General features: G+C 45.3%; 28 protein-coding genes. 14 read left to right on the top strand and 14 right to left on the bottom strand.

The window, feature by feature from the left end; translation table 11 throughout:
- Positions 1 to 111 precede the first annotated feature (111 nt).
- Both AC50X8_RS05265 and AC50X8_RS05260 read right to left on the bottom strand, forming a co-directional pair.
- Positions 112 to 918: a hypothetical protein gene (locus tag AC50X8_RS05265; protein ID WP_494878986.1), complete on the bottom strand. Its 807-nt coding sequence runs from the start codon at positions 916 to 918 to the stop codon at positions 112 to 114.
- Positions 919 to 1,037: 119 nt separating this feature from the next.
- Positions 1,038 to 1,316 carry a DUF2564 family protein gene (locus tag AC50X8_RS05260; RefSeq protein ID WP_056031566.1) on the bottom strand — a complete coding sequence of 93 codons (279 nt, stop codon included), beginning with the start codon at positions 1,314 to 1,316 and terminating at the stop codon, positions 1,038 to 1,040.
- 670 nt (positions 1,317 to 1,986) lie between these two features.
- On the opposite strand from AC50X8_RS05260, the gene AC50X8_RS05255 reads away from it, so the two are divergent.
- Both AC50X8_RS05255 and AC50X8_RS05250 read left to right on the top strand, forming a co-directional pair.
- Complete coding sequence (locus tag AC50X8_RS05255; RefSeq protein WP_494878984.1) at positions 1,987 to 2,484, top strand: RNA polymerase sigma factor; 498 nt, start codon at positions 1,987 to 1,989, stop codon at positions 2,482 to 2,484.
- On the top strand, positions 2,465 to 3,037 hold the full coding sequence (locus AC50X8_RS05250; RefSeq protein ID WP_056031559.1) for a hypothetical protein: 573 nt from the start codon (positions 2,465 to 2,467) through the stop codon (positions 3,035 to 3,037). Before AC50X8_RS05255 ends, AC50X8_RS05250 begins: the two co-directional genes overlap by 20 nt.
- Positions 3,038 to 3,208: 171 nt before the next feature.
- On the opposite strand, the gene AC50X8_RS05245 is transcribed toward AC50X8_RS05250, so the two are convergent.
- Both AC50X8_RS05245 and AC50X8_RS05240 read right to left on the bottom strand, forming a co-directional pair.
- The gene (locus AC50X8_RS05245) at positions 3,209 to 4,456 is read right to left on the bottom strand and encodes a histidine phosphatase family protein (protein ID WP_494878982.1); all 1,248 of its coding nucleotides are present in this window, start codon (positions 4,454 to 4,456) and stop codon (positions 3,209 to 3,211) included.
- Between the two features lie 67 nt (positions 4,457 to 4,523).
- Positions 4,524 to 5,429, bottom strand: a complete 906-nt coding sequence (locus AC50X8_RS05240; protein ID WP_494865322.1) for a hypothetical protein — start codon at positions 5,427 to 5,429, stop codon at positions 4,524 to 4,526.
- A 202-nt stretch (positions 5,430 to 5,631) separates the two neighbouring features.
- On the opposite strand from AC50X8_RS05240, the gene AC50X8_RS05235 reads away from it, so the two are divergent.
- Positions 5,632 to 6,897, top strand: coding sequence for a gluzincin family metallopeptidase (locus AC50X8_RS05235; protein WP_056031551.1), 1,266 nt, complete (start codon positions 5,632 to 5,634; stop codon positions 6,895 to 6,897).
- A gap of 245 nt (positions 6,898 to 7,142) precedes the next feature.
- Positions 7,143 to 7,454 (top strand): hypothetical protein, encoded by a 312-nt coding sequence (locus AC50X8_RS05230; protein ID WP_155972863.1) that lies wholly within the window; start codon positions 7,143 to 7,145, stop codon positions 7,452 to 7,454.
- Between the two features lie 197 nt (positions 7,455 to 7,651).
- Here AC50X8_RS05230 and AC50X8_RS05225 read toward each other — a convergent pair whose 3' ends face one another.
- The gene (locus tag AC50X8_RS05225) at positions 7,652 to 8,305 is read right to left on the bottom strand and encodes a hypothetical protein (RefSeq protein WP_494878980.1); all 654 of its coding nucleotides are present in this window, start codon (positions 8,303 to 8,305) and stop codon (positions 7,652 to 7,654) included.
- 190 nt (positions 8,306 to 8,495) lie between these two features.
- On the opposite strand from AC50X8_RS05225, the gene AC50X8_RS05220 reads away from it, so the two are divergent.
- On the top strand, positions 8,496 to 8,735 hold the full coding sequence (locus AC50X8_RS05220; RefSeq protein ID WP_056031541.1) for a helix-turn-helix domain-containing protein: 240 nt from the start codon (positions 8,496 to 8,498) through the stop codon (positions 8,733 to 8,735).
- Between the two features lie 9 nt (positions 8,736 to 8,744).
- Here the strand turns inward: AC50X8_RS05220 and AC50X8_RS05215 are convergent, their stop codons facing one another.
- Positions 8,745 to 9,818 (bottom strand): hypothetical protein, encoded by a 1,074-nt coding sequence (locus tag AC50X8_RS05215; protein ID WP_494878974.1) that lies wholly within the window; start codon positions 9,816 to 9,818, stop codon positions 8,745 to 8,747.
- Positions 9,819 to 10,675: 857 nt separating this feature from the next.
- Between AC50X8_RS05215 and AC50X8_RS05210 the strand changes: the two genes are divergently transcribed.
- The 5 genes from AC50X8_RS05210 (at position 10,676) to AC50X8_RS05190 (ending at position 15,650) form a co-directional block, all read left to right on the top strand.
- A complete protein-coding gene (locus tag AC50X8_RS05210) occupies positions 10,676 to 11,242 on the top strand; it encodes an RNA polymerase sigma factor (protein WP_235533071.1) in 567 nt (188 codons plus the stop codon).
- Positions 11,214 to 12,830, top strand: coding sequence for a DUF4179 domain-containing protein (locus AC50X8_RS05205; RefSeq protein ID WP_494878970.1), 1,617 nt, complete (start codon positions 11,214 to 11,216; stop codon positions 12,828 to 12,830). The genes AC50X8_RS05210 and AC50X8_RS05205 overlap by 29 nt, the downstream gene beginning before the upstream one ends.
- 122 nt (positions 12,831 to 12,952) lie before the next feature.
- Complete coding sequence (locus tag AC50X8_RS05200) at positions 12,953 to 14,098, top strand: glycerate kinase family protein (RefSeq protein WP_056031523.1); 1,146 nt, start codon at positions 12,953 to 12,955, stop codon at positions 14,096 to 14,098.
- Positions 14,099 to 14,256: 158 nt separating this feature from the next.
- On the top strand, positions 14,257 to 15,183 hold the full coding sequence (locus AC50X8_RS05195) for a YxiH-YxzG fusion protein (protein WP_494878968.1): 927 nt from the start codon (positions 14,257 to 14,259) through the stop codon (positions 15,181 to 15,183).
- A 53-nt stretch (positions 15,184 to 15,236) separates the two neighbouring features.
- A complete protein-coding gene (locus AC50X8_RS05190) occupies positions 15,237 to 15,650 on the top strand; it encodes a VOC family protein (protein WP_494865334.1) in 414 nt (137 codons plus the stop codon).
- A gap of 78 nt (positions 15,651 to 15,728) precedes the next feature.
- On the opposite strand, the gene AC50X8_RS05185 is transcribed toward AC50X8_RS05190, so the two are convergent.
- Together AC50X8_RS05185 and AC50X8_RS05180 are read right to left on the bottom strand one after the other, a co-directional pair.
- Positions 15,729 to 16,205: a hypothetical protein gene (locus tag AC50X8_RS05185; protein ID WP_494865335.1), complete on the bottom strand. Its 477-nt coding sequence runs from the start codon at positions 16,203 to 16,205 to the stop codon at positions 15,729 to 15,731.
- A gap of 143 nt (positions 16,206 to 16,348) precedes the next feature.
- Entirely contained in the window at positions 16,349 to 17,146 is a 798-nt protein-coding gene (locus AC50X8_RS05180; RefSeq protein WP_056031511.1) for an AraC family transcriptional regulator, read from the bottom strand.
- 180 nt (positions 17,147 to 17,326) lie between these two features.
- Here AC50X8_RS05180 and AC50X8_RS05175 point away from each other — a divergent pair, with 180 nt between their 5' ends.
- From AC50X8_RS05175 to AC50X8_RS05165, 3 genes are all read left to right on the top strand, one after another.
- Positions 17,327 to 19,276, top strand: coding sequence for an alpha-L-arabinofuranosidase family protein (locus tag AC50X8_RS05175; RefSeq protein ID WP_494878966.1), 1,950 nt, complete (start codon positions 17,327 to 17,329; stop codon positions 19,274 to 19,276).
- A gap of 288 nt (positions 19,277 to 19,564) precedes the next feature.
- Positions 19,565 to 19,966 carry a ribosomal-processing cysteine protease Prp gene (locus tag AC50X8_RS05170; RefSeq protein ID WP_056031499.1) on the top strand — a complete coding sequence of 134 codons (402 nt, stop codon included), beginning with the start codon at positions 19,565 to 19,567 and terminating at the stop codon, positions 19,964 to 19,966.
- A gap of 32 nt (positions 19,967 to 19,998) precedes the next feature.
- Positions 19,999 to 20,532, top strand: a complete 534-nt coding sequence (locus AC50X8_RS05165) for an isochorismatase family protein (RefSeq protein ID WP_494865342.1) — start codon at positions 19,999 to 20,001, stop codon at positions 20,530 to 20,532.
- Between the two features lie 912 nt (positions 20,533 to 21,444).
- On the opposite strand, the gene AC50X8_RS05160 is transcribed toward AC50X8_RS05165, so the two are convergent.
- From AC50X8_RS05160 to AC50X8_RS05145, 4 genes are all read right to left on the bottom strand, one after another.
- Positions 21,445 to 21,840: a hypothetical protein gene (locus tag AC50X8_RS05160; protein ID WP_494878963.1), complete on the bottom strand. Its 396-nt coding sequence runs from the start codon at positions 21,838 to 21,840 to the stop codon at positions 21,445 to 21,447.
- A 42-nt stretch (positions 21,841 to 21,882) separates the two neighbouring features.
- Positions 21,883 to 22,200, bottom strand: coding sequence for a hypothetical protein (locus tag AC50X8_RS05155; protein ID WP_494878961.1), 318 nt, complete (start codon positions 22,198 to 22,200; stop codon positions 21,883 to 21,885).
- Positions 22,201 to 22,443, bottom strand: coding sequence for a hypothetical protein (locus AC50X8_RS05150; protein ID WP_494878959.1), 243 nt, complete (start codon positions 22,441 to 22,443; stop codon positions 22,201 to 22,203).
- Positions 22,444 to 22,615: 172 nt separating this feature from the next.
- Positions 22,616 to 23,383, bottom strand: a complete 768-nt coding sequence (locus AC50X8_RS05145) for an MBL fold metallo-hydrolase (RefSeq protein ID WP_494865350.1) — start codon at positions 23,381 to 23,383, stop codon at positions 22,616 to 22,618.
- 103 nt (positions 23,384 to 23,486) lie between these two features.
- Here AC50X8_RS05145 and AC50X8_RS05140 point away from each other — a divergent pair, with 103 nt between their 5' ends.
- A complete protein-coding gene (locus AC50X8_RS05140; protein WP_494878957.1) occupies positions 23,487 to 24,146 on the top strand; it encodes a TetR/AcrR family transcriptional regulator in 660 nt (219 codons plus the stop codon).
- 196 nt (positions 24,147 to 24,342) lie between these two features.
- Here AC50X8_RS05140 and AC50X8_RS05135 read toward each other — a convergent pair whose 3' ends face one another.
- Together AC50X8_RS05135 and AC50X8_RS05130 are read right to left on the bottom strand one after the other, a co-directional pair.
- Positions 24,343 to 25,689, bottom strand: coding sequence for an Ig-like domain-containing protein (locus tag AC50X8_RS05135; RefSeq protein ID WP_494865354.1), 1,347 nt, complete (start codon positions 25,687 to 25,689; stop codon positions 24,343 to 24,345).
- A 226-nt stretch (positions 25,690 to 25,915) separates the two neighbouring features.
- Positions 25,916 to 26,224, bottom strand: a complete 309-nt coding sequence (locus AC50X8_RS05130) for a hypothetical protein (protein WP_494878955.1) — start codon at positions 26,222 to 26,224, stop codon at positions 25,916 to 25,918.
- Positions 26,225 to 26,249: the final 25 nt, after the last annotated feature.

Here is a 26,249-nt window from a genome sequence, read left to right as displayed (position 1 = left end):
TTGCTGAACAAGGAGATAAAGTTTGGGTCGTTTCTCAAAGCAAGCCTGAAAGTTTGGACTTAAATAATGGTGTAGAGCGGATAACGCTGTTTAGTAATACACAAGAATTGTTCACAGTCGCACAATTCGTCGATAATGCAGCTGATCGAGCCATTCCACCCATTCCTGTTCATCTTCATGTTTGTCACGGTAATATACGGCTGTTGGCAAATAACTGAAAAAGACGCCCAAACCTCCATTGTGATTGGCCCCGCCTTCGCCACCTTTGCCGGTCGACTCTCCGTCTTCTGTCTTGGTCAGCTCCTTCTGGTATGGATCTCCCAGAAAACGCAGTCCGAAGACATTCGGTAGCTCAAGGTCATAGGAATGGCTGATTGCTCCTGTTGGGGTACTCATCTCTCTGTCATCCTTAAGACCCTCAAAATATTTTAGATTCATCGAGTAATCCATTCCGTCTCCCCATGGAAACAAGGTTCTACAGCCGGCACCATACATATACTCCCACTCGTCCTCGGTTGGAATGTCGAATCCCTGATTCAAGGTCGAATCGGCCCAATCCTCAAAATTCTCGCTATCATTAAACAGATAGATGCGAATATGTTCACCATCCCGATCTAGACGATAGGAAGGATAATATTCACGATTACTTTTAACGATCTTCTTGAACACTTCCAACCGCCCTAGCAGTTCAGCATCTTTTTCTGCATCTAGCTCTTCAGCAGTCACCTCGGTCCAGCCGATTGGCTGGGTATTCCGCTCTACCAGCATCGGCCCAATAGCGGCTTTTCTGACCGGAGTCATCATTCGACGCAGTCTATCCTCCGGCTTCTTAAACGATCTCCCAATTTTCATCAGGTTTTCTTCCGAATCCATGCGTGCCGTGCTATCCGGCTCCTCGAACCAGTTGTTCCAGCCCAAGGTTACCTCGTCGCCGGGAACAAAGACAAATTCTATCCCTTTATAGGCGGATATATTGTGAAATAAAAACAAGCCCCATTCGTTTTACATAACGAACGGAGCTTGTCTTTATTCTTATATTACTGATCCTTCATATTTTCTTGTACTTCATCCAATTGGTGCTCCAGAAGCTCTAACTGCTCTTTATTTTGCTGGACGGTGTCCATGTGACCGTAATGTTGCTCTGCATTATCTAGCGCATTTTCTGCATGTGATATTGAATCGCATGCTTGCTCAACGGTTTGTTCTTCTGGATGAGACATCGCTTGCTTAACCGCATGATTTGCCTTTTGGACAGAGTTACTGAGCAAAGTGCTCGGATGATCCTCTTTCCAACTTGTGTCTGTGTGCTTAGCCAAGTGTGCTTTTTCCCCTCTCGATTAGATCATGTTGTCCACACTATAGTTTTGTGAAATATCCAGTAAAATATGCATGGATTGCTGCTAACGAATAGACATATGAGCTATAAGCATGATGAAGCAGGAAGCTAAATCATCAGTTTTAGGAGGAAGAGTACTCTGAAAGTTCAGCAACCGTCCGCCGTTTTCATGCAAGTTGTTGCTTTTATTGCTGTGGGGCATGATAACAAGGCATTCTTGGGAACTATAATGGTTTAATCGGCACACAGATTTCACATAAATCATCGGTAATCATTTCTGCGATGTATCTTTCTAAAATCGGTTTATTGTCTAATGATGCAGGCTTGCTGCACTTGGACTTTTGTTCGACATCATCGCCAACTCCTTTATTGGAAAAAGCTCTGGAAATAGCCGAAAATGGTATAGGTGAGGATTAGAACGAAAAAGCATCCAATCGGGTGCTTTTTTATTTTGTCCTATAGATGCAGTACTCTACATGATTGAATAGCAAGGTTAAGGTAGGAGGGCAGCCATGTCATGCCAATGTCCTTATTCTATCTCTTTTAATGGAACGGATATTTTAGTGGAAATCATTAAATGCTAAAAAAATTAGACGCAATGAAAAATATTAGAACTCTCAGTTGTATTAAAAGTGAAAGGGGGTGCTGAGGTGTACAATTCATATGAGCTCAATGAATCTGTACGGCGGGCCTTGGATATATATTCACAAAGCATGATCAAAATTGCCTTTGCGTATTTGAAAAATATAGCTGATGCGGAAGAAGTGACCCAAGAGGTATTTCTCACCTATTTGCAAAAGCGCCCTGTATTTGAAAACAATGAACACGAAAAAGCATGGTTGATTCGAACAACCATAAATAAAAGTAAAAATATGCTGAAAACAGGATGGTTCAAAAGCAGAAATCCTGTTCCCGAAGATCTTAGCTATCTCCCACCGGAAGAAAATGGGGTCTTGCAGGCTGTACTAGCCTTGGACAAGAAGTATCGGATTCCGATTCATCTGCACTATTATGAGGGATATTCCATTAAGGAAATTGCCGATATTTTGCAGACCAAGTCGGCAACGGTAGGAACATGGCTCGCAAGAGGACGCCTTATCTTAAAAGAGAAGATTGGAGGCCTTGAGGATGAAGAAATCTGTTTATAAATCCGCGATGTCCCGTGTGAAAACAAGTGAGAATTTTCAAGAGGCAACCTATCAGAAGCTGATGTCGGAAATGGAAAAGACAGCACAACCAAATTTGATCAATCAAAAGGAGTCGTTTAAAATGGAAAAAGCTAAAAAAAGAACGTTAACAGGTTGGACAGTTGGTATTGCAGCATGTGCAGTATTATCGGTAGGCATCTTCGCGATGAATCAGGATACACCAAATACAACAAATGTGCCAAATACAACACCCGAGTCGGCTGCTGTTGCAACAAAACCTCCTACGAGCGGCAAAGCGGTCGTCAATATTGAGGGCGTGATTACGGAAGTAAGCGAAGATGGAGCAAGCTTCAAGGTTGGCGACTTATGGGTAACCGTAACCCCAGAAACCGAATTGGGTATCAGTGGGCCAACGGCTGCCGAGCCGTCTGAAGATCTGCTGCAAAAGGAATTTAAAGTTGGCAATATCGTATCCGGATTTACGACAGAGGATGTAAGCACAGGAAAAGTGAATGCAACGCGCATTTACAATAATATGGCTCCACAGAAATAAGATAACTATGCCGATGAAAGCTGAAAGAGAGAGTGAAAAACTGCAAGACCGCAGAGAGTTATCCCACTGCGTTCTTTGCAGTTTTTTTAGTGTATGGAGGAATTTCCTCAGTTACTTTCCATCGTGTTGCAGCCTACAGCGGTATGCTTTTATTTCCTTTAAATATTTTTGTTACCTCAAGGTTAATTCACGAATATCGCTACTGTGCTTAATCAAAGCTTCCTGCAGCAAGTCCAGTACCTGCACTACGGTATAGCCTTTTCCCTCGCCCAAGGGCTTAAGCCATACCATCCCTAGATGAATGAAGTCATCGTATTCTTTAAGCTGATTGTTAAATGTGAAGTGATGAGCAACAAATACTTGATTGAATCCTTGCTTAGGGACTATTTCTAACAATTGAGGTAAATGATTCTTCTGGATAAGCCGCGGCTCAATTAGAATATTTTTCTCGCTGAAAGCTAATTCCGCCGTTTGTCTCGCACGGTTGATCGGACTGGCGCTAACCGGCAGTTGTATGGGGATCTTTTTTTCAGAAAGCAGCTCGCCCAATTTCCTAGCTTGCTCTTGACCTGATTGACTCAACATAACCTCATCATTATCAGTACTTTCAGGCTGCGCATGTCTAAAATAGAGGTTGAATCCACCTTCGAGAAGCAGCGAAAAGGGATTGCTTACTGTTTGCAGCCATTTTTTTAGCGCCCATCCGGTTTTGGATAAACCAGGTTGCAGGACCAGCAGATTTTGCTGCTGAAGCAGATTTGCCATCAATTCGTGACTACTTTGCGCCGCCTCCATTCCTAGCGCCTCCGTTGTTATTTCCACAATTGAGCTTCCAGCAACCGTCCAGATTTCAATACTTTCTTTCACCCCATTCCGTTCTCCTTGATATTTTTGAGCAGGGATCGGGCCATACATATTTGATTTAGATAACATCTCCTTAAAAGTTATCTCGCCCCATTGCTGCAATCGCAATGGTTCCGGCGCATGCTTCATCAATGTTATTTTCCAATCACTGGTATCGTTCAGTTCAGAAGCACTTACTTTTACCTCATAGGAAAGGTTTAACGATTGATGCTCCCCGGTCCAATCCACTTCTTTGTTAAGGGAAGGATCGTTCAGATCAAAACCCAATTTCTCTGCTTCTTGAATAGCATTTTCAATCGTCATTGTCCCTTGAAGAGCAATTCTCTTTTTGAAGGTGATTTCCCAGCGATCCTTCCCTTGTTTGAGACGTCCACGCAAAATCCAGCCTTTACGGTACAAATCCAAAGCAGAAGTATCCAAAAATCGAATATCCAGTTGCTGATGCTCAGCTTGGTCCAGATGAACAAGGTCGGTGCGCAGTTCATGTTTATCCGTAAGTACCTGGTTGCCATCCAATAAAAATTTGATTTCATACGGCATATCGGTTTGACTCATTCTAATTCCTCCATTCGCAGAAATGAATGTAATAATAAAAAAAGTGGGGGAAGCCCCCACTTTTTGCTTAATGTGCTGGAACTGCCTCTTTGATCACCGGGTAGAAAGTTCGTGCGTCTTTCTTTTCATCTTGAGTTCGAAACACAGTGATATCAAGCTTCTCTCCATTAAGCTCAACCGGGATATGTTCCCTGCCATCGAGAAACGCGACTGTACCTAGAGCAAGTAGGCCTTCTGGGCTTGTACCGACAAAAAAACCTCCGATATTTTTAATCAGCTTTGTTTTTTTACCTTGATTATCTATTTCTTCCAAAGAGTATTCAATCGTTATCACTTCAGCGAGCTTACTAGCTTCTATTTTATTTACTTCTACATGTCTAATGAAAACAATTGAATCTTCTTTTTCCAATTTGACGAAGGGGCCATCGTTAATCAAATAATGGTACCAGAAATGATGGCCGCCCAATTTCCTCCTTTTACTGCCTTGCTCGCCTAGAAACACATGCTCAAAATAAGAGGTGCTGTTTCCTTTAATTAGTTTGAACCACAGTGCTTTCAGCATGTTCTTCCAATCATCATCTGAATTCCCAGCCGCAAGATGTCCGTTCGATTCAGCATATTCCCGAGCAATTTGCATGGGCTTAGTTCCAATAGCAAATTGTAAGAACTCATTGACCTCAGCTTGTTCCTCAGGAGAAGTTGATTCCTTGCTTCCTACTTTCCAATCATAATTATCATGCAATTTAATAAATAAGTCGTACGAGGGCTGTTTGCTGTCAGGAATTAGGGTTTCCTTAAATACTGTAATCTCATTCTTTTCACTTCCTGGCGTTGAAGCTTCATCGGGCTGCGGGTTCATATCGACGATAACGTAACCTTGTGCAGGGTCCTTTTGATTGTCACTCAATCCTTTAATCAAAGGGAGGATTCCGTTTTCCTTCATATCCGCTTCCCAAATTTTTTGAAATGTCATCAGTGTATCCCTCCAAAAATGTGTTTTTGAACCTGTAACATCTTGTGTGTTTAAGACCGCTTTTATGTATCAAATTACGACAGCCATAATAAGTTAATATAATTATTATGACCTTTATATGCCAAACAAATGAGTGATAATAACACTGAATTTAGGTAAATATAATATTCGTTGTCAGCTCATAAACAAGGAGGATACAATAATGTCGCAAATGTTAGATGCTAACGCACGAGAAAATGGAACGCGGTTTTTAATCTATCCGCAAAGCAAAACCATTCCTGGATTCGAACAACCCGAGGTGGTTTATCTTAATGCTCAGCCAGGCTCGATTCAGAGCGGACCGGAAGACAACAGAATATACGTGGTTGATGCTGTTAATAAGATTCCTTTTGGCTTTGAGGGTTCCCCTGCGTTCAAGTACAGATATGAAGGTGAACAGAATCCGCCCGTGAAGCCCGATGCAGACGGCCATTTTGATCATATTCGACCGGGAACGCATGAGTTTTCAGCAATGACCATGTTTGCCACGGTAAGGCGTGTAATGGAGATTTGGGAGGATTATTTTGGACATGCCATTAAATGGCCGTTTTCGCCGCCAAAACTTCTGCTAATTCCCAGAGTGGAATGGGACAATGCTCACTCAGGTTTGGAAGGTTTTTTGGAGTTCGGTTTTCCTAGAGGAAGAAATGGCAGAATAGATCATAATGATGCCTATTGTGAAAATTTTGATGTATTAGCGCATGAAACAGGCCACACCATTAATTTTTCGGTTTTAAAAGGGTTAGATGAAATTCAAAATTCTGATCAATTAACGCCTGAGTATGGCGGGCATCATGAGGCTTTTGGCGATCTAGTGGCAATAGTGGCAACCTTACATTTCGATTCTGTAATTAAACGGTTGCTGGATAACACGAAGGGGAACTTGTTCTCCCCTAACGAATTAACCCGACTCGGGGAATTAAGCGGTGGCCGATCCATACGTATAGCATTTAATGATTTCAAAATGAGTATGGTTGGGCGAGAACCACATGCTTTATCCCAACCATTTACGGGAGGTGCCTTTGATATATTAGTAGAGATGTTTCAACTTAATTTAATTGAACAAGGCTTAATTTCGCAATCGCTTGGAGATCGCTCGTTTCATGCAAAGGGAGATGAGATTTCTAAAGTGCAACGGGAATTTGAAGCCCTTTATCCAGGCAAGGAGGAGCAATTTACGAAAGCATTGCTGGATGCCAGAGACACATTTGGTAAGCTAATGGCCACTGCTTGGAGCAACACAGAGGTGCAAAAATTTAGCTACAACAAAATGCTGGGCCACATTTTGGATGCAGATCGCGAGCTTTATAATGGAAAATATGAAAAAACCATTCGTGGCTGTTTTGACTGGCGTGGAATTACGGCCTCAACCAGATTTCAATTTGATTCGATGAAAACACATCTTGTAGATGAGCTGCTGCCCGTTTAAATGAGGGGCTGAAATGGATTCAAACATTCGCTGCAGATCCGCGCGGTTTTGTAGGGAATGTTTGAATCAAAAATCCCTCCCAAAAAGATACTAAAATGATGTTAGCTCCCGCTCTGTAAAGAGTCAGGGGGCTAATTGTTTATGAATAAATGGCCAACCGAAAATATACGCATCTTAAGCAGTATTTAAAAGGGGCGCAAGAGGCGCTTCTGCATTGAACGTACATTATCCAGAAATCGTGACGATTGAACCGCCGCCATCTTTATATGTATGATGTACCATTTTCGATTTGGCGAATTATCCATTATAATAAGCTCAACAATAATATGGATATTGGGGGCGGTGTTTTCAACATGGCGATCCTTACTTTTCTCATTATCGGCTGGGTCCTGAATTGGTTTAAATTCGAGCGGGTGTTTAGTCAAGCCTTTAAAGAGCTATTTAACAAAGAGGTATCATCGGCAAGTTACTACTTCCTATTTTTTGTCATAGGGGTTTTCGGTGAAATTGTGTTACTGATTCAAGGTGCCTACTACGATTATTTCTTGCAAAAATAGCTGATAGAATAGGCTTTGCAGCATAATAACCGATATCGGTATTTGGGCTCACAATGAGCCGGGAGCTTCTGATATGGCTGGTGTTTCTTCGCATAATGTCCGTTTTCTTGATAAAAATAAAGCGCTTCTGCAGCAGAAGTTTGGAGAAAGCGCACAGCAGCAGGCTGACGCCGGTCATTGACTGGTGCCAGCTTTATTTAACTTTCCCAGCTAACATGGACGCTGCGGCACAGAAATTGTCCGCCAAAACCTTCTTGTGAGTCGATGACAACATGTATCGCTTCTTCCTGATAAGTAAATTCCAATTGAAAAATAGTATTGTGCTCCTCGACAGTAGAGAGATTCTCTTCCTGGACCCCATCAAAACGGAAGATGACATTTTTCGCTGCCTCTTCAACTAAGGAGGGCTTAATAGCAATGGTCAAGCTTTTCTCCTCGCTCGAACCTTCATTTTCCCCATCCCAGCTTGCATCCATTATTTCATCGTAGTGAAAGGGAGGAAAATAACCATAATGTGCAATGAGCTGCTCCGCACCTTGAATCGAATGGCGTGGGGAGAAAATCCGCTTGATCTTATGCGCTTCCTTTAACTGCTTATGATACATGGGGGCTGTGAAGAGCAGCAGCGATTCCGGGTTAATCTCCATCACGATCGCTGTGAAAGCGGCCCAAGATGAAGTGCCAGTTGTCCCCGTGGTCACTTGAATGTGATCATAGCGAAGCAGCTCTATTTTTGGCGAATGACTGAGCTTTAACCGATATCCTAATGTATCCTGATGCGCATGGGGGAAATGCAGCCATTCTGGCTCTACGGACAGCACACGGATGCTCCACTCTGCTGCCCTATTCATGCTTTTTCCTCAAGGGTATTTATGTAGGCCAGCGGATTATTTTTCATATCAACCTCACCTTTACGGAATAAAATATTAGCTGCTGCTCGAAATTTATAAATAGCCCGACATTGGGGAATTATTCTAAGGGCGGAAAAAGGCGACTGATCCGCTTTCTTATGAATAGCCAAACATAGTAGGAGGAGATTAAATGAAATTTGAACTTGGGCGCTGCTTGCTGCTTGAGCGATTAGCGGAAGCCGACATGACCATCGGTCAATTAACCGAAGCGCTGCATTATAAACACGAGCGGATGAATGATTTTATAGAAAATAAGAGAATGATGCCCTTGAAAACCGCTATTTCAATCGCTGATACGATTGGATGCTCGGTAAATGACCTATATGAATTAATCGCGCTAGAAGCCGAAGCCCCTCCCAGAGGCGAATAGGAGGCTCATCTAGGGCGTATGCCGCCAAGCCGAAATGCCGCCCTGCGAATCCAATTGTAGAAATAGCCGCCCCTCTTCATGGTACAAATCAGGACAGAAGGCTTCCTCTGCAGCTTCCTGTGCCCCGTCATGCCTATTCCATACGGTCATATTCAGCCCCCTCCCCCATAAGAACAAGCGATCACCATCTACTGCTAATTTTCCCTGTGGATGAGGATAAACATTCTCTATTGGTGAAGTGGTCTCATAGGCAGGGGCCTCTCTTAATATGATTGAACGTTCACCCGTCATCACATTGAACACCATAACGACAGGCAATGCGCCTTCATCCGGCAAATCCTCCTCATCGAATAGATCGCCATCCACTTGTCCCCAGATTGCAATGGTCTGCGAATCTACCCAAGCGGCGGGCAAGTCCCAGTCCACAAGTATTTCCCAAGGTGAGGATACGGAAGCACCGTCTTCCGACTCACGAGTGTTTTTAAGCCAAGCTCGGACATTCCAGGACCGAATAATACCAACAGGCTGCCATACCCAGCCCGTATCTACAACCCACTGCTGATCCGGCGATACATAAAGTTTGGCGTGAAAATAATTAAGATAGCCGTCGTCTTCATATTCGGCCTGTGGACGGCTGCTTAGAAGCTCCCCTGTCAACACATCGGTTAAGTCCACACGATTCCACAGTGTTCCATGAATGAGCAGAGATCGTCCGTCAATCTCGGCAAAGGCTAACGGAAAGGTACATACCTCTGAATGATAGTCGTCTCGAGACAGCTTCATCATTTGTTGACGGGCGAGCAAATCATAAACTGCGGCGTGACGGCCAAAACAGTTCGAAACCGCTGCATATTGCCCATCTTTACTGATTACGACTTGCACGGGATGATGAATATTGAACTCAGGGATATCCACTTGGAGCAGTTGTTCAGCAAGTCCTGTAGCAAGGTTCAGCTTCCACAATTCACATGCATGATTTAAGGCAAGCACCGACCTATTTTGCTCATTAGGCAAAGGATGCATAACAGCGATAGGACCTGGGGAGGCGCTAAGCGCTGGCAAAGAAATGTGATGCAATGGCATATTCCCACCCCTTTTCATTAATAGCTCTATTTTAATCTATTCCTATGTATCTTCCAAATACTAGGGCGTGCAAGCAAACCGGAGTCGGTCTACTGCGTCTTGCTTAGCGCTTATTCGAAGCGAATCTCAAAGCAAATTTCAAAGCAGATCTAAAAGCAAATCTCAAAGCAAATCTCAAAGCAGATCTAAAAGCAAATCTCAAAGCAAGTCTCATCTGACGATTCAAGACTTAAGGAGCCGCAGCGTGAGATTGTTGCTAAGACCATTGTCGCTAAGACCATTGTTGCTGAGGCCTTTGTTGCTAAGACCATGCGGCTCGGAAAGCTCGCTCCTTTTTTGGGGGGACTGAGGTTCCGCTATTCTGGCTTTTTCAACGATTTTAGGCTTTAAGCGGACAGGAGATCCGTTATCTACCCAATAATCCGAGCAAAATGGCTACTGGAAGTGCATTAGCGTCTCCTGAGTCCGCAGCCTGTCCCATAACCCGTGATCCTAATAAAATAGCGTCTGCTGTGTCCGCCAAAACTATCTTTGTGCAGGGAGTAAAACTATGAAACCAAGCGCATAGAGCTGCCTTAAGGTACGCTTGTTTATATTCATGAAGCGTGATATTTCCGGTAGAAGAGGCAATACGATTGACGCTAAATTCAATCAGGGTCTGGCTTGCTTACGTTTGTATACACGCCTTAGTTGGTCGGACGGCTGTTTTGGAGGACTGGCGTCTTTTTTTGCTGAAATAAATGCCAATTCACCACAATAGGCTCAAAAACTTTTAAAATCAAGTGAGAGAATTAGCGAGGATGGGGAGTCTTAGTAGTGAGATAAACAAAAGTCGCACCGTAAGAGGAGGGAAGCAAGTGGAGCTGAGAGACGATCATATGATAATCAAAGCCGTGCTGAACGGAAATAAACAAGCGTACGCGGATATCGTCCGGCGCTATCAAAATAAGCTTTATGGACTGTTTCGAAAAATGGGCTCTTCCGAGGCTGATGCTGAGGATTTGACGCAGGAGACGCTGCTCAAGGCGTACCGCAAGCTGGCATCGCATAATCCGGTGCAAAGCTTTGCTGGCTGGCTTTATACAATAGCTGTTAACTTGCAGAAGGACGGCTGGCGACGGAAAACAGCAGAATCCCCCGTGCAGGATGAAGGCTGCGAACGCGAGACACCCGAATCCAAGCTGCTGCAAAAAGAGCTGCGCTCTGAGCTGGACCATCTGCTGGAGAAGCTGCCTGAGCATTATCGGCTGGTGCTGGTTCTCCGCTACACGAACCAGCTGAGCCACGAGGAAATCGCCAGCATAACCGGCATGTCTGTACGGCAGGTCACCAACATCGTTCACCGCGCTAAAATCAGACTGCGGAAAATGGTAGAAGCCAAGGAGGGACAACGTTATGACATTTTGGAATCGTACAAAAGCTGAAACAGCCGGTCTTAAAGCGGGGGCTGAAGCAGCGACACCGACACCGACACCAACACCGACGATGGAAGATAAAAAAATAGAAAGCGTCTTGTTCGAGGACAAGCTTCAAGACGATTTTACCGATCGGGTGATGCTGGAGCTGGAGGGCATCGACATAGAGCCAGCGGGAAATCGTGATCCGCTTGATCTTGAGCCGGGCACCTCATCTATTGCCCATCAAGTCAAACGTCAATATGCGGTCAGAAAATCTTCAAGACGCAAAGCCTGGGGGCTTGCAGCCGCTGCCGTCGTGCTCGCGGGAAGCACGCTGCTATACGCACAACCGACACTTGCGGATATGGTGCGGTCGCTTTTTGCCCAGAACAGTTATGTGGATAACGGCATGAAGCAGGCGCAGGAAGCAGGACTTGTGCAGCATCCGGATGCCAGCGCCGAGGATCAGGGTTATACGCTGAAGGTTAACGAAGTGATAGCTGATTCGACCCGTCTCATTGTAGGAATCGACATTTATGATGCGAAAGGAAATCCGGTAGCTGGCGAAATTCAATCTACTAATGGGAATTTCAATCTTTTTGATGTAGATAGAGGGCATATTGGAGATATCCCTTATGGAATCATGACGGGAGGCAATACGACTACGAGCCGATTCGAATTTGTTTTTAGACGGCCAGTATTGAAAGACAAGCTGCAGCTCGACGCTTACATTAACCAGATCGCCTTGCATCAAGGAACACCGGGTTCGGATGACTTTTCGTCTAAGACGGTCAAGGGTCGATGGGCGCTGCGGTTCGATGTCGATTTGAGCAAGGCGAAAGCCCAGACGCTGCTCACCCCTATCGGCATTTCTTATGAGACGCCAAGCGGCATTCGGATTCAGATGCAAGGAGCAACCCGTACGCCGAGCGGAGGCTCGCTTGAATTTACGACGTCGCTGACGTCGGAGGCGGCGAGCAGGGCATTAAACGGTCAAAGCGGGTTTAATCTGTTAAACTACCATCTGGAGGATGAACAAGGCAATGTGCTTGAGAAGAGCCCGAGCATGACGGAAATGGAATTTTCAAGTCGTCGCTACGAGTTTGACCGATGGAGCGGGCTGACGAAATGGTTTTACCAATTCGATGATTTTGCCTATGACAAGCAGCAGATCCGGTTTGTGCTGGACAGCTATATGATTCGGGAAAAAAGCGAGGCCTCGGTCGTCTTTGATCCGTCTCAAGCTTCGGCCGAAAATCCTGTCCTATTTGAAGACGCTGGCGATTCATTGCAGCTCAAGGGATTAACGGTCAACTCAGATGGGGTAGGGAAAATTCCAATTGGGGGAACGTTCAGCAATCCCAACTTTGCGTCGGATACTTGGATCGCCGTTGATGAGAATGGCAAGGAATACCGGATGTCGGTTGGCGGGGGATATAGCCCTGAACATCCGAATTTGGACGATGGGGCTGATCTTGGATTCGTGATGTTTGGCATGAACAGCATGCCGAAAGAGCTGACGATTAAACGCACGGTCATCAATCGCCAGTACAAGGATGCCGACTTGTCTTTCATCATTCCGTCAGAGGGAACGACTGGTGTCATTCCGCAATAAGCCAGCGGGGCGACAGCGGATGGGCGTTGTCCCCTATGAAACTGTAATTTGGGGTATGATGGCTATTGCAGCTACATGGATTTACGGATTTCTCCTTTCAATCACGAGGATGGGGTGAAAAAATGAAAGAAACGATATTCGTGCTGGCACCAGATTCATTCAAGGAAAGCATGACAGCAAAAGAAGTCTGCATCGCAATGGAAAAAGGGCTAAGGAAAATCTATCCGGCAGCAGGTTATATTCATGTCCCGATGGCTGACGGAGGAGAAGGAACGGTGCAATCCCTTGTGGATGCTACAGGCGGGACTATACATTATAAAGAAGTAAGCGGACCGCTTGGCCAGACCGTAACGGCAGCATATGGCATTCTTGGCGACGGTACAACGGCGGTTATCGAGATGGCATCGGCCAGTGGCATTCATCTGGTGACGAAGCAAACGAAAAACCCGCTTTGCACCACTACTTACGGGACCGGCGAAGTGATTCGCGCTTGCTTGGATCAGGGAATCCGCAAAATCATTATTGGAATCGGCGGCAGCGCCACCAACGATGGGGGAGCGGGCATGGCTGAAGCGCTCGGTGCAAAATTCCTTGATGCACAAGGACAGGCACTTTCGCGTGGCGGAGGGGCTCTGGAACACTTGGCCCGCATCGATGTGTCGATGCTGGATGAGCGTTTGCAGGAAGTGCAGTTTATTGTCGCCTGCGATGTGACGAATCCGTTATGCGGGGAGCATGGCGCTTCGCAGGTATTTGGTCCGCAGAAGGGAGCGACGCCGGAAATGGTTCAGCGGCTGGATGCGAATCTTTCACATTATGCAGATGTCGTTAAGCAGCAATTGCGTAAGGATGTTCGAGACATACCGGGCGCAGGCGCAGCTGGCGGATTGGGGGCAGGCCTATTGATTTTCACGCAGGCGGTTTTGCGCAAGGGTATTGAAATTGTAATTGAATATACAGAACTTCGAGACAAGTTGGCTGAGGCCGATGTCGTGTTTACGGGTGAAGGCGGCATCGATTTTCAGACGAAATTTGGCAAAACCCCCTACGGTGTAGCACAAGCGGCCAAGGAAGCGGGCAAGCCGGTCATAGCTATCGCCGGATACATTGGGGAAGGAATCGAAACGTTATACGCCGAAGGCATTGATGCTGTGTTCGGAATTGTTCCAGGAGCCTCCGATTTGGAGAAGCTTCTGAAGGAAGGTCCAAGCAACGTAGAACGTACTGCCGAGAACATTGCGAGGGTGTTGAAATTAACGAAAGTTTAGGAGAGCTGCGGGCTAATTCAAGACAGTTCAATAGAGACGAGCATGCCCGCTTTATCCTTTGCCATACTTCTACCCTGTTCAGCAGCACCGTGCTCACACATAATTCAGTTATTGAATACCGACGGTGCTTTTGATGATATCGAAGGGGAGGAATGGATATGTTTGATAAAACGGTAGCGCTGCAGCCTTATGCGGATATGTCTGTGCATATGGAGGGCTTTGAGGTGGTTTCGGCCCAGCTCGGCGGTGATGAATGCGTGTATGTACTGCTGGTTAACCGCATCCCGAAACGGAAACGAGGCGTGCACGTCCCATCAGCGCTGAAGGAAACGTACACCTATAAGGTGCTCATCATAGAAGATAACTATATGGAAGCAGTGGTGATTGAGGGACAGCATTTCAATTATCATTATGTGCAGCCCCTTCGGAATAAACTGCTGTTAGTCGGTGCGCGCTGCTCTTATTATGGCTTAGAGAGATATGATTTGAACGCCAAAGTATGTGACTATAAGGGCGAGACCGTTCGGGAATTTATGCTGGGAGACGGCATTCAGAGCGTGCAGGTAACGGAGAAGGGCACCATTTGGACCAGTTATTTCGACGAAGGTGTTTTTGGAAATAACGGGTGGAATCATCCCATTGGGGCACAAGGTCTCCTGGCTTGGGATGAGCATGGCAACAAAATATACGAAGACCACACGTCGAATATCGCGGATTGTTATGCGCTGAATGTCGTGAATGAACAGGAGATCTGGTTCTATTTTTACACGGACTTTCTGTTAGGCCGTATTTCAGGCGGACCCGAGCAGGCTAAGGTTACCTATTTGAATCCGAATATTTCCGGCTCCGCCGGGTTTTGTACGGATGGGTACTACTTTTTATTCGACGGCGGCTACGGCAAGCATGAGACCTTTATTTTGAAGAAAAATGAAAAACGAGACAGCTTGAGTGCGGGGCACAAAATTCATTTTTTGAATGAGCAGGCGGAGCCGCTTAAACCGCTTACTCAAGATTTTCGAGAAAACCGTGTGCTGTTCAGTGAAGGCAACTATTTGTACAAAGTGGCGATTGAAGAATTAATTTAGTGCATATAGACTTAGGAGAAAGTTAGAACGAAGCGAGTAAGGGAGCTGCCAGGATGAAAGTGCAATTAGAAGGCATTACCGTATTATCGAATGATGTATCCCGGCTGGCCAGCTTTTATCGTGATGTGCTCGGATTTAAAATCGTAGTAGAAGAAGGTCATTATGCGGAGTTTGAAAATAATGGGGTTCGTTTGGCGATATGCTCCAAGCCGTTAATGGCGGATAATACGAACGACCATCCTTCGTTTACAGAAGAGCATAAGGGACAGGCGTTTGAGCTTAATTTTCAATGCTCTTCTCCAGAAGAGGTTTATGCTCTTTATGATGAATTTGTCTCAAAAGGAGCTACAGCGATTACAGCGCCTCAATTAAAGGCTTGGGGACATACAACAGGCTTTTTCGCTGATCCGGAAGGCAATATTCATTCGATATTTGCGATCAATCCCATTGAAGCGAGTCCACAGTAGGCATTAGACAAACAGACAGCCCGCATCTCATGTTATTAATGAGTGAAGGCTGTCTGTTCTTTTTGCCCAATCGTTATTTTATTCGAGTCCTGCCTGTGCTTTGGATAGCAGCTTTCCTTTGTTGAAAGAGAGGATAGCATTCGCTCCTGTATCTCCTGCGCCATAATAGGAGTAGACGACCATATCTGCAGTTTCGCTCAAGGCGCTACCGTCACCGCCAACAATATTTTTCACCTCATCATAGGTCATGCCAATCACAATCTGCTGATACTGATCAAAGGTAATTCGAACATCGTCCCCTTTGTCAGCCGGGCCATTATCGCTTGGCGCAGACGCATCGACACTGCCGCCAGCTTGATTAATGGCTACAACCGTTGATTTGAGCTCTTCCAGCTCTTGTTCCTTAGCGGCAAGCTGCTGTTCCAGCCCCGCAACCTTTTCCTGCAAACTGTCAAAATCTGATTGTGTAGGTCCCGAAGAACCACATGCTGAAAGGGTAAGCAGCGACAATATAAGGGCCACTCCGCTTAACCATCGTCTATTATTTTTTTTCATAGAGACAACCCCCATTTTAAGATGAACTCGCTTTTATACAGCAACCAACAGTTTCTGGAAAGAAAAACAATGCCGCCATCCAGTTTACCATAGCAAATACCTGATGTAACTGAGGCTTTGGCTCTGGTCCTAATTTCTTAGTCTTATGTTCTGCTTCCAGTTAACTGAATCGCTTCTCTATATTGGCTGGGCGTTTGTTTCATTTGCTGCTTGAATTGCCGCATAAAATGAATTTCATTATTATAGCCGCACATCTCCGAAACCTTCTTCACGGAAATATCCGTCGTTGAAAGCAAATATTTCGCATGCTCGATTCGGCTCAGAATCAAGTCTGTAATCGGGCTAACGCCAAAAAAGTCCTTATACAAGTGCTGAAAACAAGATTTGCTCATCGTCAGCTCATGAGAGAGACCGGCTATCGTCCACGGGAGAAAAGGCTGATTGTACATTTTGGTGCGGACAATCGACATTTTATTGTAATGGGTGCTGCTGATTTCTTTGTTGGAAACATGGATTTTGTTGCTTAGCTTAATAAAAAACAGCTTCAAATATAATTGAATCGTTTCTGATTTGAAACGGTTGGAGGAATAGTTTTCATAGCACAAATGGTTAATCATCAACGACAGCTCGTTCATGTCGCCAATGCGGACGATTTGATTTTGGGGGATTTCTAGCTCAGCGAGCAGAGCTTCATCGCCCTCCTGCAGCTTGAAGTGAAACCAGTCATTTGTAAACTGCGCTCCGCATGCGCGGTACATTTGCGGCTCGTCCTCGCTGTAAAGAATGAAGGAATTCGGTTCAGTCAGCATTTCGGAGCCATTTAAGGTGAAAAATGCAGGTGTTTTCAAAAGCAGCAGCATATAGTCGCCGGAGCCCTGCGGCCTATTTATAATAAAATCGCTATCGTGGCTATGATTAAAGCCGATATTTCCAATATTCATAAGCGCCTCCATGGATGCGGGGTATGCCCATTGTATAATCCGCTTGCTGCGTTGTAAATATAATTTGCACAATAGGTTAGTAGATGCGCATAATGTGTAATTGAATGCTCCTGCCCTTCTAAATTATGCTGAATATATCAAATTCAACGTTCAGCGTGACGTGGCAAAGAGGGGATATATATGCAAATCCATATAACAAATCAACGTGGCCCTGCTATCGAGAAGGGCATGATCGGACTGTTTTTCGAAGATATCAATTACGGGCTCGACGGTGGTCTTCATGCGGAAATGATCGAAAACCGTTCCTTTGAGTTTTTAGAGACAACAGGGGACAAAGGCAGTGTTCAGGAGACGTATGCCGGACTTTATGGCTGGAGTGCATATCCGCAAGCTGCAAGCGGCGCTATTTTGAATATCGAAACGGACAAGCCGCAAAACACGACAAATCCGCACTATCTGGCGTTCACCGCGACGGATAGCCAGAAGGCTTTTACGAATAAAGCGTATGATGGCGTTTGTTTGAAGAAGGATGTGGCCTATCACGTCTCTTTCTACGCACGGGCAGAAAATTATTCAGGTGGCATTGAAGTGTTTGTGGAGAAAAATGACAAGATCATGGCTTTTGCGGAGGTTACTTCATCCGTCAAAGGCGAATGGACTCAATACAAAGCGGAGCTGCGCGCTAGCGAGGCCGTTTCTTATGGCGCTTTTGTCATTCAACTGAACGAGCCGGGCACCGTCTGCTTTGATTTTATTTCCATGATTCCCGCAGATGCGGTGTTGGGACTGTTCCGCACAGATTTGGTAGAGCTGCTGAAGGATATGAAGCCGGGATTTTTGCGGTTTCCCGGAGGCTGCGTCGTAGAGGGCTACTCTCTGGATAACCGTTACCAATGGAAGCATGGCATAGGAAAAGCGGAAGAGCGGAAACCAAATACCAACCGCTGGGCGCTGCATGGAAATAATGAGGAAAACCAGTTTATGAGCCCATACAGCCACTATAATCAGACGCTCGGAATCGGGTATTATGAGTATTTTCTGCTATGCGAATATTTGGGGGCGAAGGCAATCCCCGTTTTGAATGTTGGACTCGCTTGTCAGTATCAGTCTGATGAGCTCGTATGCGTCGATACGCCAGCTTTTCAAGAATACATTGACGATGCGCTGGATCTGATCGAGTTCGCAAATGGACCAGCAGATTCGCCATGGGGACTTATTCGGGCGCAAATGGGGCATCCAGAGCCTTTCGGGCTAGAGATGATTGGTCTCGGTAATGAGCAGTGGGAAACGGAGCATGTCGATTTTTATAAGCGCTCCGATCTGTTCCAGCAAGCCATTCATCGTCAATATCCTGGGATGAAGCTTATCGGCTCAGCAGGCCCGGATATTTCCTCTGAAAACTATGAAAATGCGTGGAAATATTATAAAGACAGAACAGCGAAAAATCCGGATTTCGTGTACGCGGTAGACGAGCATTATTATGTAAAGCCGGAATGGCTGTGCGAGAACGTCCATTTCTATGATAAGTATCCAAGAAACATTAAAGTGTTTGCTGGCGAATATGCGGCTCACCATGGCAATGGCATGAACGCGCCCCATTTTAACAACTGGAGTGCCGCTTTGGGAGAGGCAGCCTTTATGACGGGGCTTGAGCGGAATGCCGATGTAGTCGTCCTTGCTTCTTATGCGCCGCTGTTCGCAAGATTGGGCTATTCTCAGTGGTCGCCAGATATGATATGGCTTGATGGCGAGCATTCCTATGGCAGCCCTAGCTACTATGTGCAAAAAATGTACAGCACGCTTATGGGAAGCGAACTGCTTAAGGTCGTCCATGACGACGAGGAAATTCCGTTCTCCGTCTCCTATGATGCAGAAGAGGGCGCGATCTTCGTGAAGCTGGTCAATACGCTCGATCGTACCGTTCGGATAGAGCTGAAGAACGAATTCCAGCTCGCCGAGGATGCGGAAGTTTATATTATGCAAGGCGGAGAAGAGGCGGTCAACTCTATCGAGCTTCCGCTTAACGTAGCTCCGCAAAAGCACGAAATCAAGGTGAGCAGCACGATGGAATATGAGGTCCATGCGAAGTCATTTCATGTCATTAAGATGTTTTGCAAGGATGGGAAATAGGGGAAGCTTGAATGGTGCAATAGGAGTTATGACGGTGAGTTGAATAGGAACAGGAATAGGATCAGGTGGGGCCCAGCAACGACCAGTCAAGCGGCGGAGATTAGTATCCGTTGCTGGGGCTGGTCTTTTTTTTGTGAGGGGAAATGGGCCTAATTTCTAGCATCGCTTCGAATCAGCTATACGTCGGTCCAGCAGCATGCTATAGTAAAATTTAAGCAGTAGCAGGGGGATTATCCCATTTTCAATAGCGGATTTAGCATTCTTGAACCGACCAAGGAGATGGTTTTTATGGAGCATGATGATATCAACATAAGAATGGATAGGCAAAGGGACATTTTAGCAGAGGAGCATAGAGATCCTTTCGTAATAACCTTTTTCACCTACGCCAATCAGGATATTTATGGTTTTGTAGCTAAGGGCAGCACGGGATTTTCCAAATATGGCTTAGACATTATTGCCGCAGCCGTATCCACGCTTACGATTAATGCCGTTAACTCTATCAATCAATTTACAGATGACAGTCCTGAGGTAGACATGGGCAGGAACTATATGAAATGCATCATTCATGAAAAAGTCAGTAGGGATTCGCAAATTTTATTGCGATCACTCCGGTTAGGCATGGAAGACATTCAGCGTTCATATGGCGAGCAATATTTGATTATTGAGGAAATAAGGGTGGAGAAGAATTGAATTGAATTGAAATAGACAGGGAGAGAACCGAGATGAAACAAGCATTAATCGTTATCGATGTGCAGGAGGTTTTTTTTAACTTGCCGGAAAATTACTTATATCAAAAAGAGGACTTGGTGCTCCGCATTAACCAATGGATTGCGGCTGCACGAAGGGCAGAGGTTCCGGTGATTTTTATCCAGCATACGGATTATAACAATAAAAATGGAGAATTTTATGTCGATTCACCAGATTGGCAGTTGCATCACGGACTGGATATTAGGCCAGGGGATGCAGTCATTCGAAAAACGACATGGGATTCGTTCCACAACACTGAATTGCCTGTTGTTTTGGAGGGGAAATCGATTGAACAGCTTATTTTTGCTGGAGCACAAACCGAATTTTGTTTGGATACAACGATTCGAGCCGCGTACAGCCGTGGCTATAAGTCTAATATTTTGGCGAAAAATAGCCATAGCACCCTTGCGAACGCTGTGCTGACCGCTCCTCAAATTATTGAGCATCACGAGCACATATGGAATGGAAGGTTTGTCAAGATTCGCGACTTAGACGAGCATGTATTTTAACCCTGTATGACCCTTTGCAGTTGAAAAATGCTGTCAACGTTTCTCAACGAGCCGCCGCCGCTTTTTTTGATTTAATTTCAGCAGCTCTGGAAGCTCGATCCTTTTTTGGAGGACTGAGGTTCCGCTATTCTGGCTTTTTCTACGATTTCAGGCCGTAAGCGGACAGGAAAGTCGTTATTGCGCTCCTAATCCCGTCAAAATGGACATTTACCGCGCATTAGCGGCTTCTGAGTCCGCAGCTAGTGCCTTAACCCGTGATTCGGTTAAATAGCGGCTTCTGAGTCCGCCAAGTCAGTCTTTGTGCAAGGGAGTATCGGGTTAACCCTAATGTTCTACTCATAAGGGGGACAATCCCGGTAGTAGAGGCCATACGTTTGATGCTAGATTCGATCTGAATCTGGCCCGTTTACGGTTGCACACGCACTAGATTGTATTCGCTCTATTTCATATCCCATTTCCTTCATAGCGGCAAGTCCGTCCTCGATGACAAGCATTTTCGTCCCAGTCCATCCGCAGCTTAATCCATATAAGAGCCACTCGCGAACCCGTTTGGGATGATTGAGATTGTAATTCTCTTCAGGCATGTTGTTACTATTATTAGCCAATATAAATCCCGAATTTAGTGGACACCCAGCGATAGGATCATCCCATGTGCGTATGCGGATGTGTAAAGGGTGGATTTTGGAATCCTTTAAATAAATTTTTAGTTCGTGCATACAGGTCTGACTTTCGACTCGCATAGACAGCGTATATTTATAGTCTACTCCGTCGATTGATATACTGCGCAGCTTGTTCTTCAACTTGATCACCTGTTCATATGAATTTGCTGGCGTTGTTGTACCGTATTTCTTGTACTTATTGATTAGATCGTCTTATGGGAGAACGGGAAATGGAAAGCAGAGATCATTCCTTCTACAAATTTCCATAAACCACAATTTCATCAGCCTGCTCCAGCACCTCGCGAACCCAAGCAGTGAATGAATGGATAAAGGCAAGCTGGCCCGGGTCTTCTAAAGATAGGGCATCAAGCTCCTGCACAACCTGTTCCCAGACCGCCTGCGGTATCGGATTATCCCAGCAAGGATCGAAAGCTGCATAAATCTCGCCTGTGCGTATATCGGCAAGCGGGTATTTTTGCTGAATATACGGCAGCATATCGCTGAAATCTTCCTCATAAATAAAAATCCGATTATTGGCTGGTTCTGCATCCTCATAACGAACGGGGCTAAAGGAATAGCCGATGCCATTTTTAGGCCCGTTGTAACGATATTTCATGGTGCGGATCGTTTCCGCCTGCTTTTTGCTCATGGCTCCTTCGGCCCCCATATCCTAGTTTTATAGATTTCCCGCTTATTTGCCACTCATTTCATTTAAAGCATCAGGATAAATAATGGTGTCAAAAATAGTTCCCGTACCCTCATCCTGAATGTTAATGGTGACCTTGAGCTCTTCGGGAGATACGCCAGCAATTGCTTGATAAGACATTGCCGCCGCTCCAATGCCAAAATTCGCAATTGCATCTAAGCTGTTTTTGTAAGCTTTTTGATCCACGATAAATGTAAACTCTGAGAAAGCTTTGTTATGCTTGACACCCTTAATAAATGCCAAATAGTTCCCGCTTTTTAGATCCTCTATCGCTTGCAGCATGCCTTTTCCTGCTTTTTTCATTCATTCCTTATGAGCAGCTTGCGGCATTCTAAAAGTGACGGAACCGTCCGTATTTGTAGTAATTTCGTCAATCCCAATCTTTTTCGCATCAGCCGTTATACTGTCCATATCCTGGTATTTGAGTATGGAAGCTGGCATCGTTAATTCGGTCTGTAGCAGCCTGTTATCGACCTCGATGGATTGTGATTGCTCGTTTGTGTCCGCAGCTTCACTTGTTGATGATTTGTAGATGCTTGGGAACATCCGGCAAGTGACAAGCACACGATTAGTGCAGCCGCTCCCCAAATATGTATTTTCTTCAAAAAGGTACCCCCAACTTTATTCGGTTAATGTAAATCATTGGTATTATACCATAAAGCTGAGGTAGAGAAGAGTTCTACTAGATTTATGCAGGCTGAGTGGAGCGCATGAAAAGCTAGAATGCAATGACCTCTCCATCCTCAGGAATAAACGCTTCATTTTCCAAGCCTCGCTCCTTCAGGAAGATTCTAAGCTGCTGGCGCTTGAGTGTACAATGGCTAATGGCATCCATGTGAACAGCGACGAGCTTCGTAGCTGGCGAAACCTTGCGAATACGCAGGATATCTTCCGCTGTCATCGTAATAGTCGTCCCCAATAGCAGCTGTGCGCGTGCGGTATGCAAAATCGCAATATCCGGCTGGTTCTCCCTAAATGTCTCTTCAATCGCAGGCGTATAGACGCAGTCACTGACTAAATAAATAGAACCATCCGCTGCTGTACTTAGGATGAATCCGGATACAGGGCCAAGCAGTCTGGTAAAAATACCTTGGGCATGCTGTCCTTTGATCCGTTTCAGCTGTATGCCGCCCCATTCCAACGAGTTGCCAATGACTTGTACGTTGAGGAAGCCGGCAGTTTGCAAGAAGGTCTGATCTTCCGGCTGGCAAAAGACGGGGGTTCGCTTGTTTAACACCGAGATCGCTTTTTTATCCATATGATCAAAATGTCGATGGGTTAACAATACAGCGTCCATGTCCTCAAAAAAAGGGAGGGGAACGGGCAGCGGGGTTAGCGGATTTCTGCGTAATGTTCGAGTGAAAGGAACAGGCGGAAGCTCGCGGGCGTCACTTAACATCGGATCCACAAGTATTTTTTTACCGTTTATCGTAACGACCAATGTGGCGTGGCGAATATGTTGGATTGAAATTGTAATAGGAAGCACCTCCAAATAATACCGATCGGTCTGTTTTTAAATTAACATACTTTTGGAGTGCCATCAAGCTGCTATTCCTCTTGCGTTACGGTGCGAATCTGCATCTAAGAAGTTGAACACGGCAGAAGAGTATGCTATTTTAAGACCAATCGGTATTTTTCTGAAAAGAGGGCTGGATATGCGCAAGGGACAAATGACGAAAGAACATATTATTCGCCAATCAGCAGGCCTGTTTAATACGAAGGGGTATGCGGGCACGTCGTTGTCGGAGATTATGGAGCGCTGCAATGTCCGCAAGGGCGGCATCTATAACCATTTTGAAAATAAGGATGAAATTGCGCTGGCTGCTTTTGATTATTCCTTTATGCAATTAAAGAGTTTGCTGATGGATGCCATCTCGAACAAAGCTTCCTCCACAGATCAACTGCTGGAAATATGCGATGTCTATGTAACGTTGATTGAACAGGATGCTTGTGAAGGCGGATGCCCCATTCTAAATACTGCGGTGGAAAATGACGACGGCCACCCGCTGCTCAAGCAAAAGGCGCAGCTTGCCATGAAAGAGCTGATGACCGAGCTTGGGAATATCGTTAGGGAAGGGATGGTTAGACAAGAGTTTCGCAGCGATCTGGATGTGGAAGCATCATGCAGTGTAGTCATCGGGCTAATTGAAGGCGGAGTCATGATGAGTAAATTATTTGATGATGCTAAATATATTCGGCATTGTGCGGAGCAAGCGAAGGCTTATATAAAGGAACGAATCGTTGCTTAAATGTCTTCGTGACCTGTCTTCTTAACTTTTCACCCTCCCACCCCGTGAAGGCGGATTGCCACAAATTGAATAGGAATAGGAATAGGAAGCTAATTTTCAAAAAAAAGAGCCAATGCCGCGTTTGACCGCGAGCATTGGCTTTAGTTCTATTATGCTTTTATCATACTTCTATCATCTCACATTTAATATTTAATATTTAATGAGGTTGATAAATCTGATAAGCAAAGTGGTAAAGCGTCGTTTCATTAGAGCTCAAAACCGCATTATTGGAGCTGAACTGGATCGGAATAATATCAAAGTAGTGGTAGGAAACCCAGTTGTCATAGCCATAAAGTCCAACACCAGGCTGGATGCTGGAGATAGAGGCAGTGAATCCTCCGCTGGAATTAGTAGTGGTAGTCGCCGTATAAAGCAGATTGTTCAGAACCGTTCTGATGCTCACGGTAATAGGCACATTAGCAGCTGCATTTCCGCTTGAATCTCTAGCTGAACCCGTCACGGTAATATAGTTTTGGATGCGATACTTATTCCCATACCCATAGGTCATATAACCTGAAACGTTAGGGTCGGAGGTAATGTTCGATACCGTGACTGCCGCAGCCGCATTGCTCACGCTGAAGGTGTAAGGCTGCGAAGCATTAAACGAAGATGTGCTTAATACTCTAAAATAATAAGTGCCGGCACTCATGTTGTAGGTTCCACTAGTATTTTGGTTAATGGTAGCCAGTTGATTTAGGTTCTGGTTGTAGATGTTAACCTGATAGTTTGTGCCAGCCGCTGGATTGTTAAAAGATATCGTGTACTGCTTAGCTGTGCTGACCGTGAATTTGATCCAGTCCTCGTCAAAAGCGTTGTCGATGGTCTGGCTGACGGTGAAGGCGCTTGTTTTTGCTTTGGCATACACATAGTTGTCATCAGGCTCGGCACTGTCATAAACAGAGGATTGAACGACTGTAAAATAGAACGGATTGCTTGCATCATAGCCTGCCACCGTATTGACGGCCAAATAATAGATGCCCGCTGGAGCGATCCGGCTTACTTGCTCGTCCATTTGCGGACCATAAACCGAATAATGCTCCTCTACCAATTGCAAGGTATCTAAATCTAAGCGGAATAAGTGCAAATCATAATCGACAGCTGCGGATTGCACCGTTTGTAAAAAAGCGGTCAGCTTGCTAGGCGCAGTCGTTTGAAAGTTAAACCACTTCTGCCCGCCAGCTTGGTCAATATAATCAAAATAGACTTGGCCCGTATTGATCGTATAGGCGTTGCCAGGATCGGTATTGTATACCGCCTGAGTGACGGAGTCGAGGGAGCGCTGTTGCAGGCTTTGTGTCGAACTAGAGATGTCTGAAGGTGCAGGCAACGCTTCTGTAAGGTCAAGCTTGCTGCTTTCCGGAATGTCGAAGGATGGCAATTGTGTGCTGCTGGTTGTCAGACTTACCTCGGGAATGGCCTGGGCATTCGCGCTAGGTGTGAAGGAAAACCCGCCAAATACCGCCGTGACTAGTAGAGAAACCGCCAATAAAAGCCGCTTGAACATGGTAAACTCTCCTTTTTCTTCTAGTAGACTACGAATATAATCATTACATATTTATCTATTTTTTACAATTGTATCTTTGTGAACTTTTTGTCAAAATTTATATAAAGGACGAATGAAAATAGTGAAAATAGCGAGAATAGGCATAAAAAATAGCCCCGACATCCACGTTGTTGTGGTCGTGAGGGCTATTTGTGTATGAAGTAAAAGTTTGGAGTTGGCTCGAAAACTACTCGTTTACGATGTCAGCGATCAGCTCGCTTGCAACCTCAATGAGCTTAGGAATGACCGCATCGTTCGTGCCGGAAACGTAAATATCGCCCTCATAATGCCGGAAGGGGATCGAAGCTTCTCCGCAGCTCCACATAAAGAAATCGCCTTCTATAGACATCGTGGTAGCGCCTTTTACAGTAAACAACGATGTATATGAAAAATCAGGCTTCGACGCAAAATATTGTTTGCATTCTTCCAAAGAAATCGTCAGCGCCGACGAGTTGTTATTTTGCAGGGCTCTTGTAATGCGATAGCGTTTGCTCATTGAAATACCTCCAATTTAAAATGTT

Source organism: Paenibacillus sp. JT22N15 (genome assembly GCF_059383755.1).
Note: the sequence above shows the minus strand (reverse complement) of the source record. Positions and strands in the feature narration are given on the sequence as shown.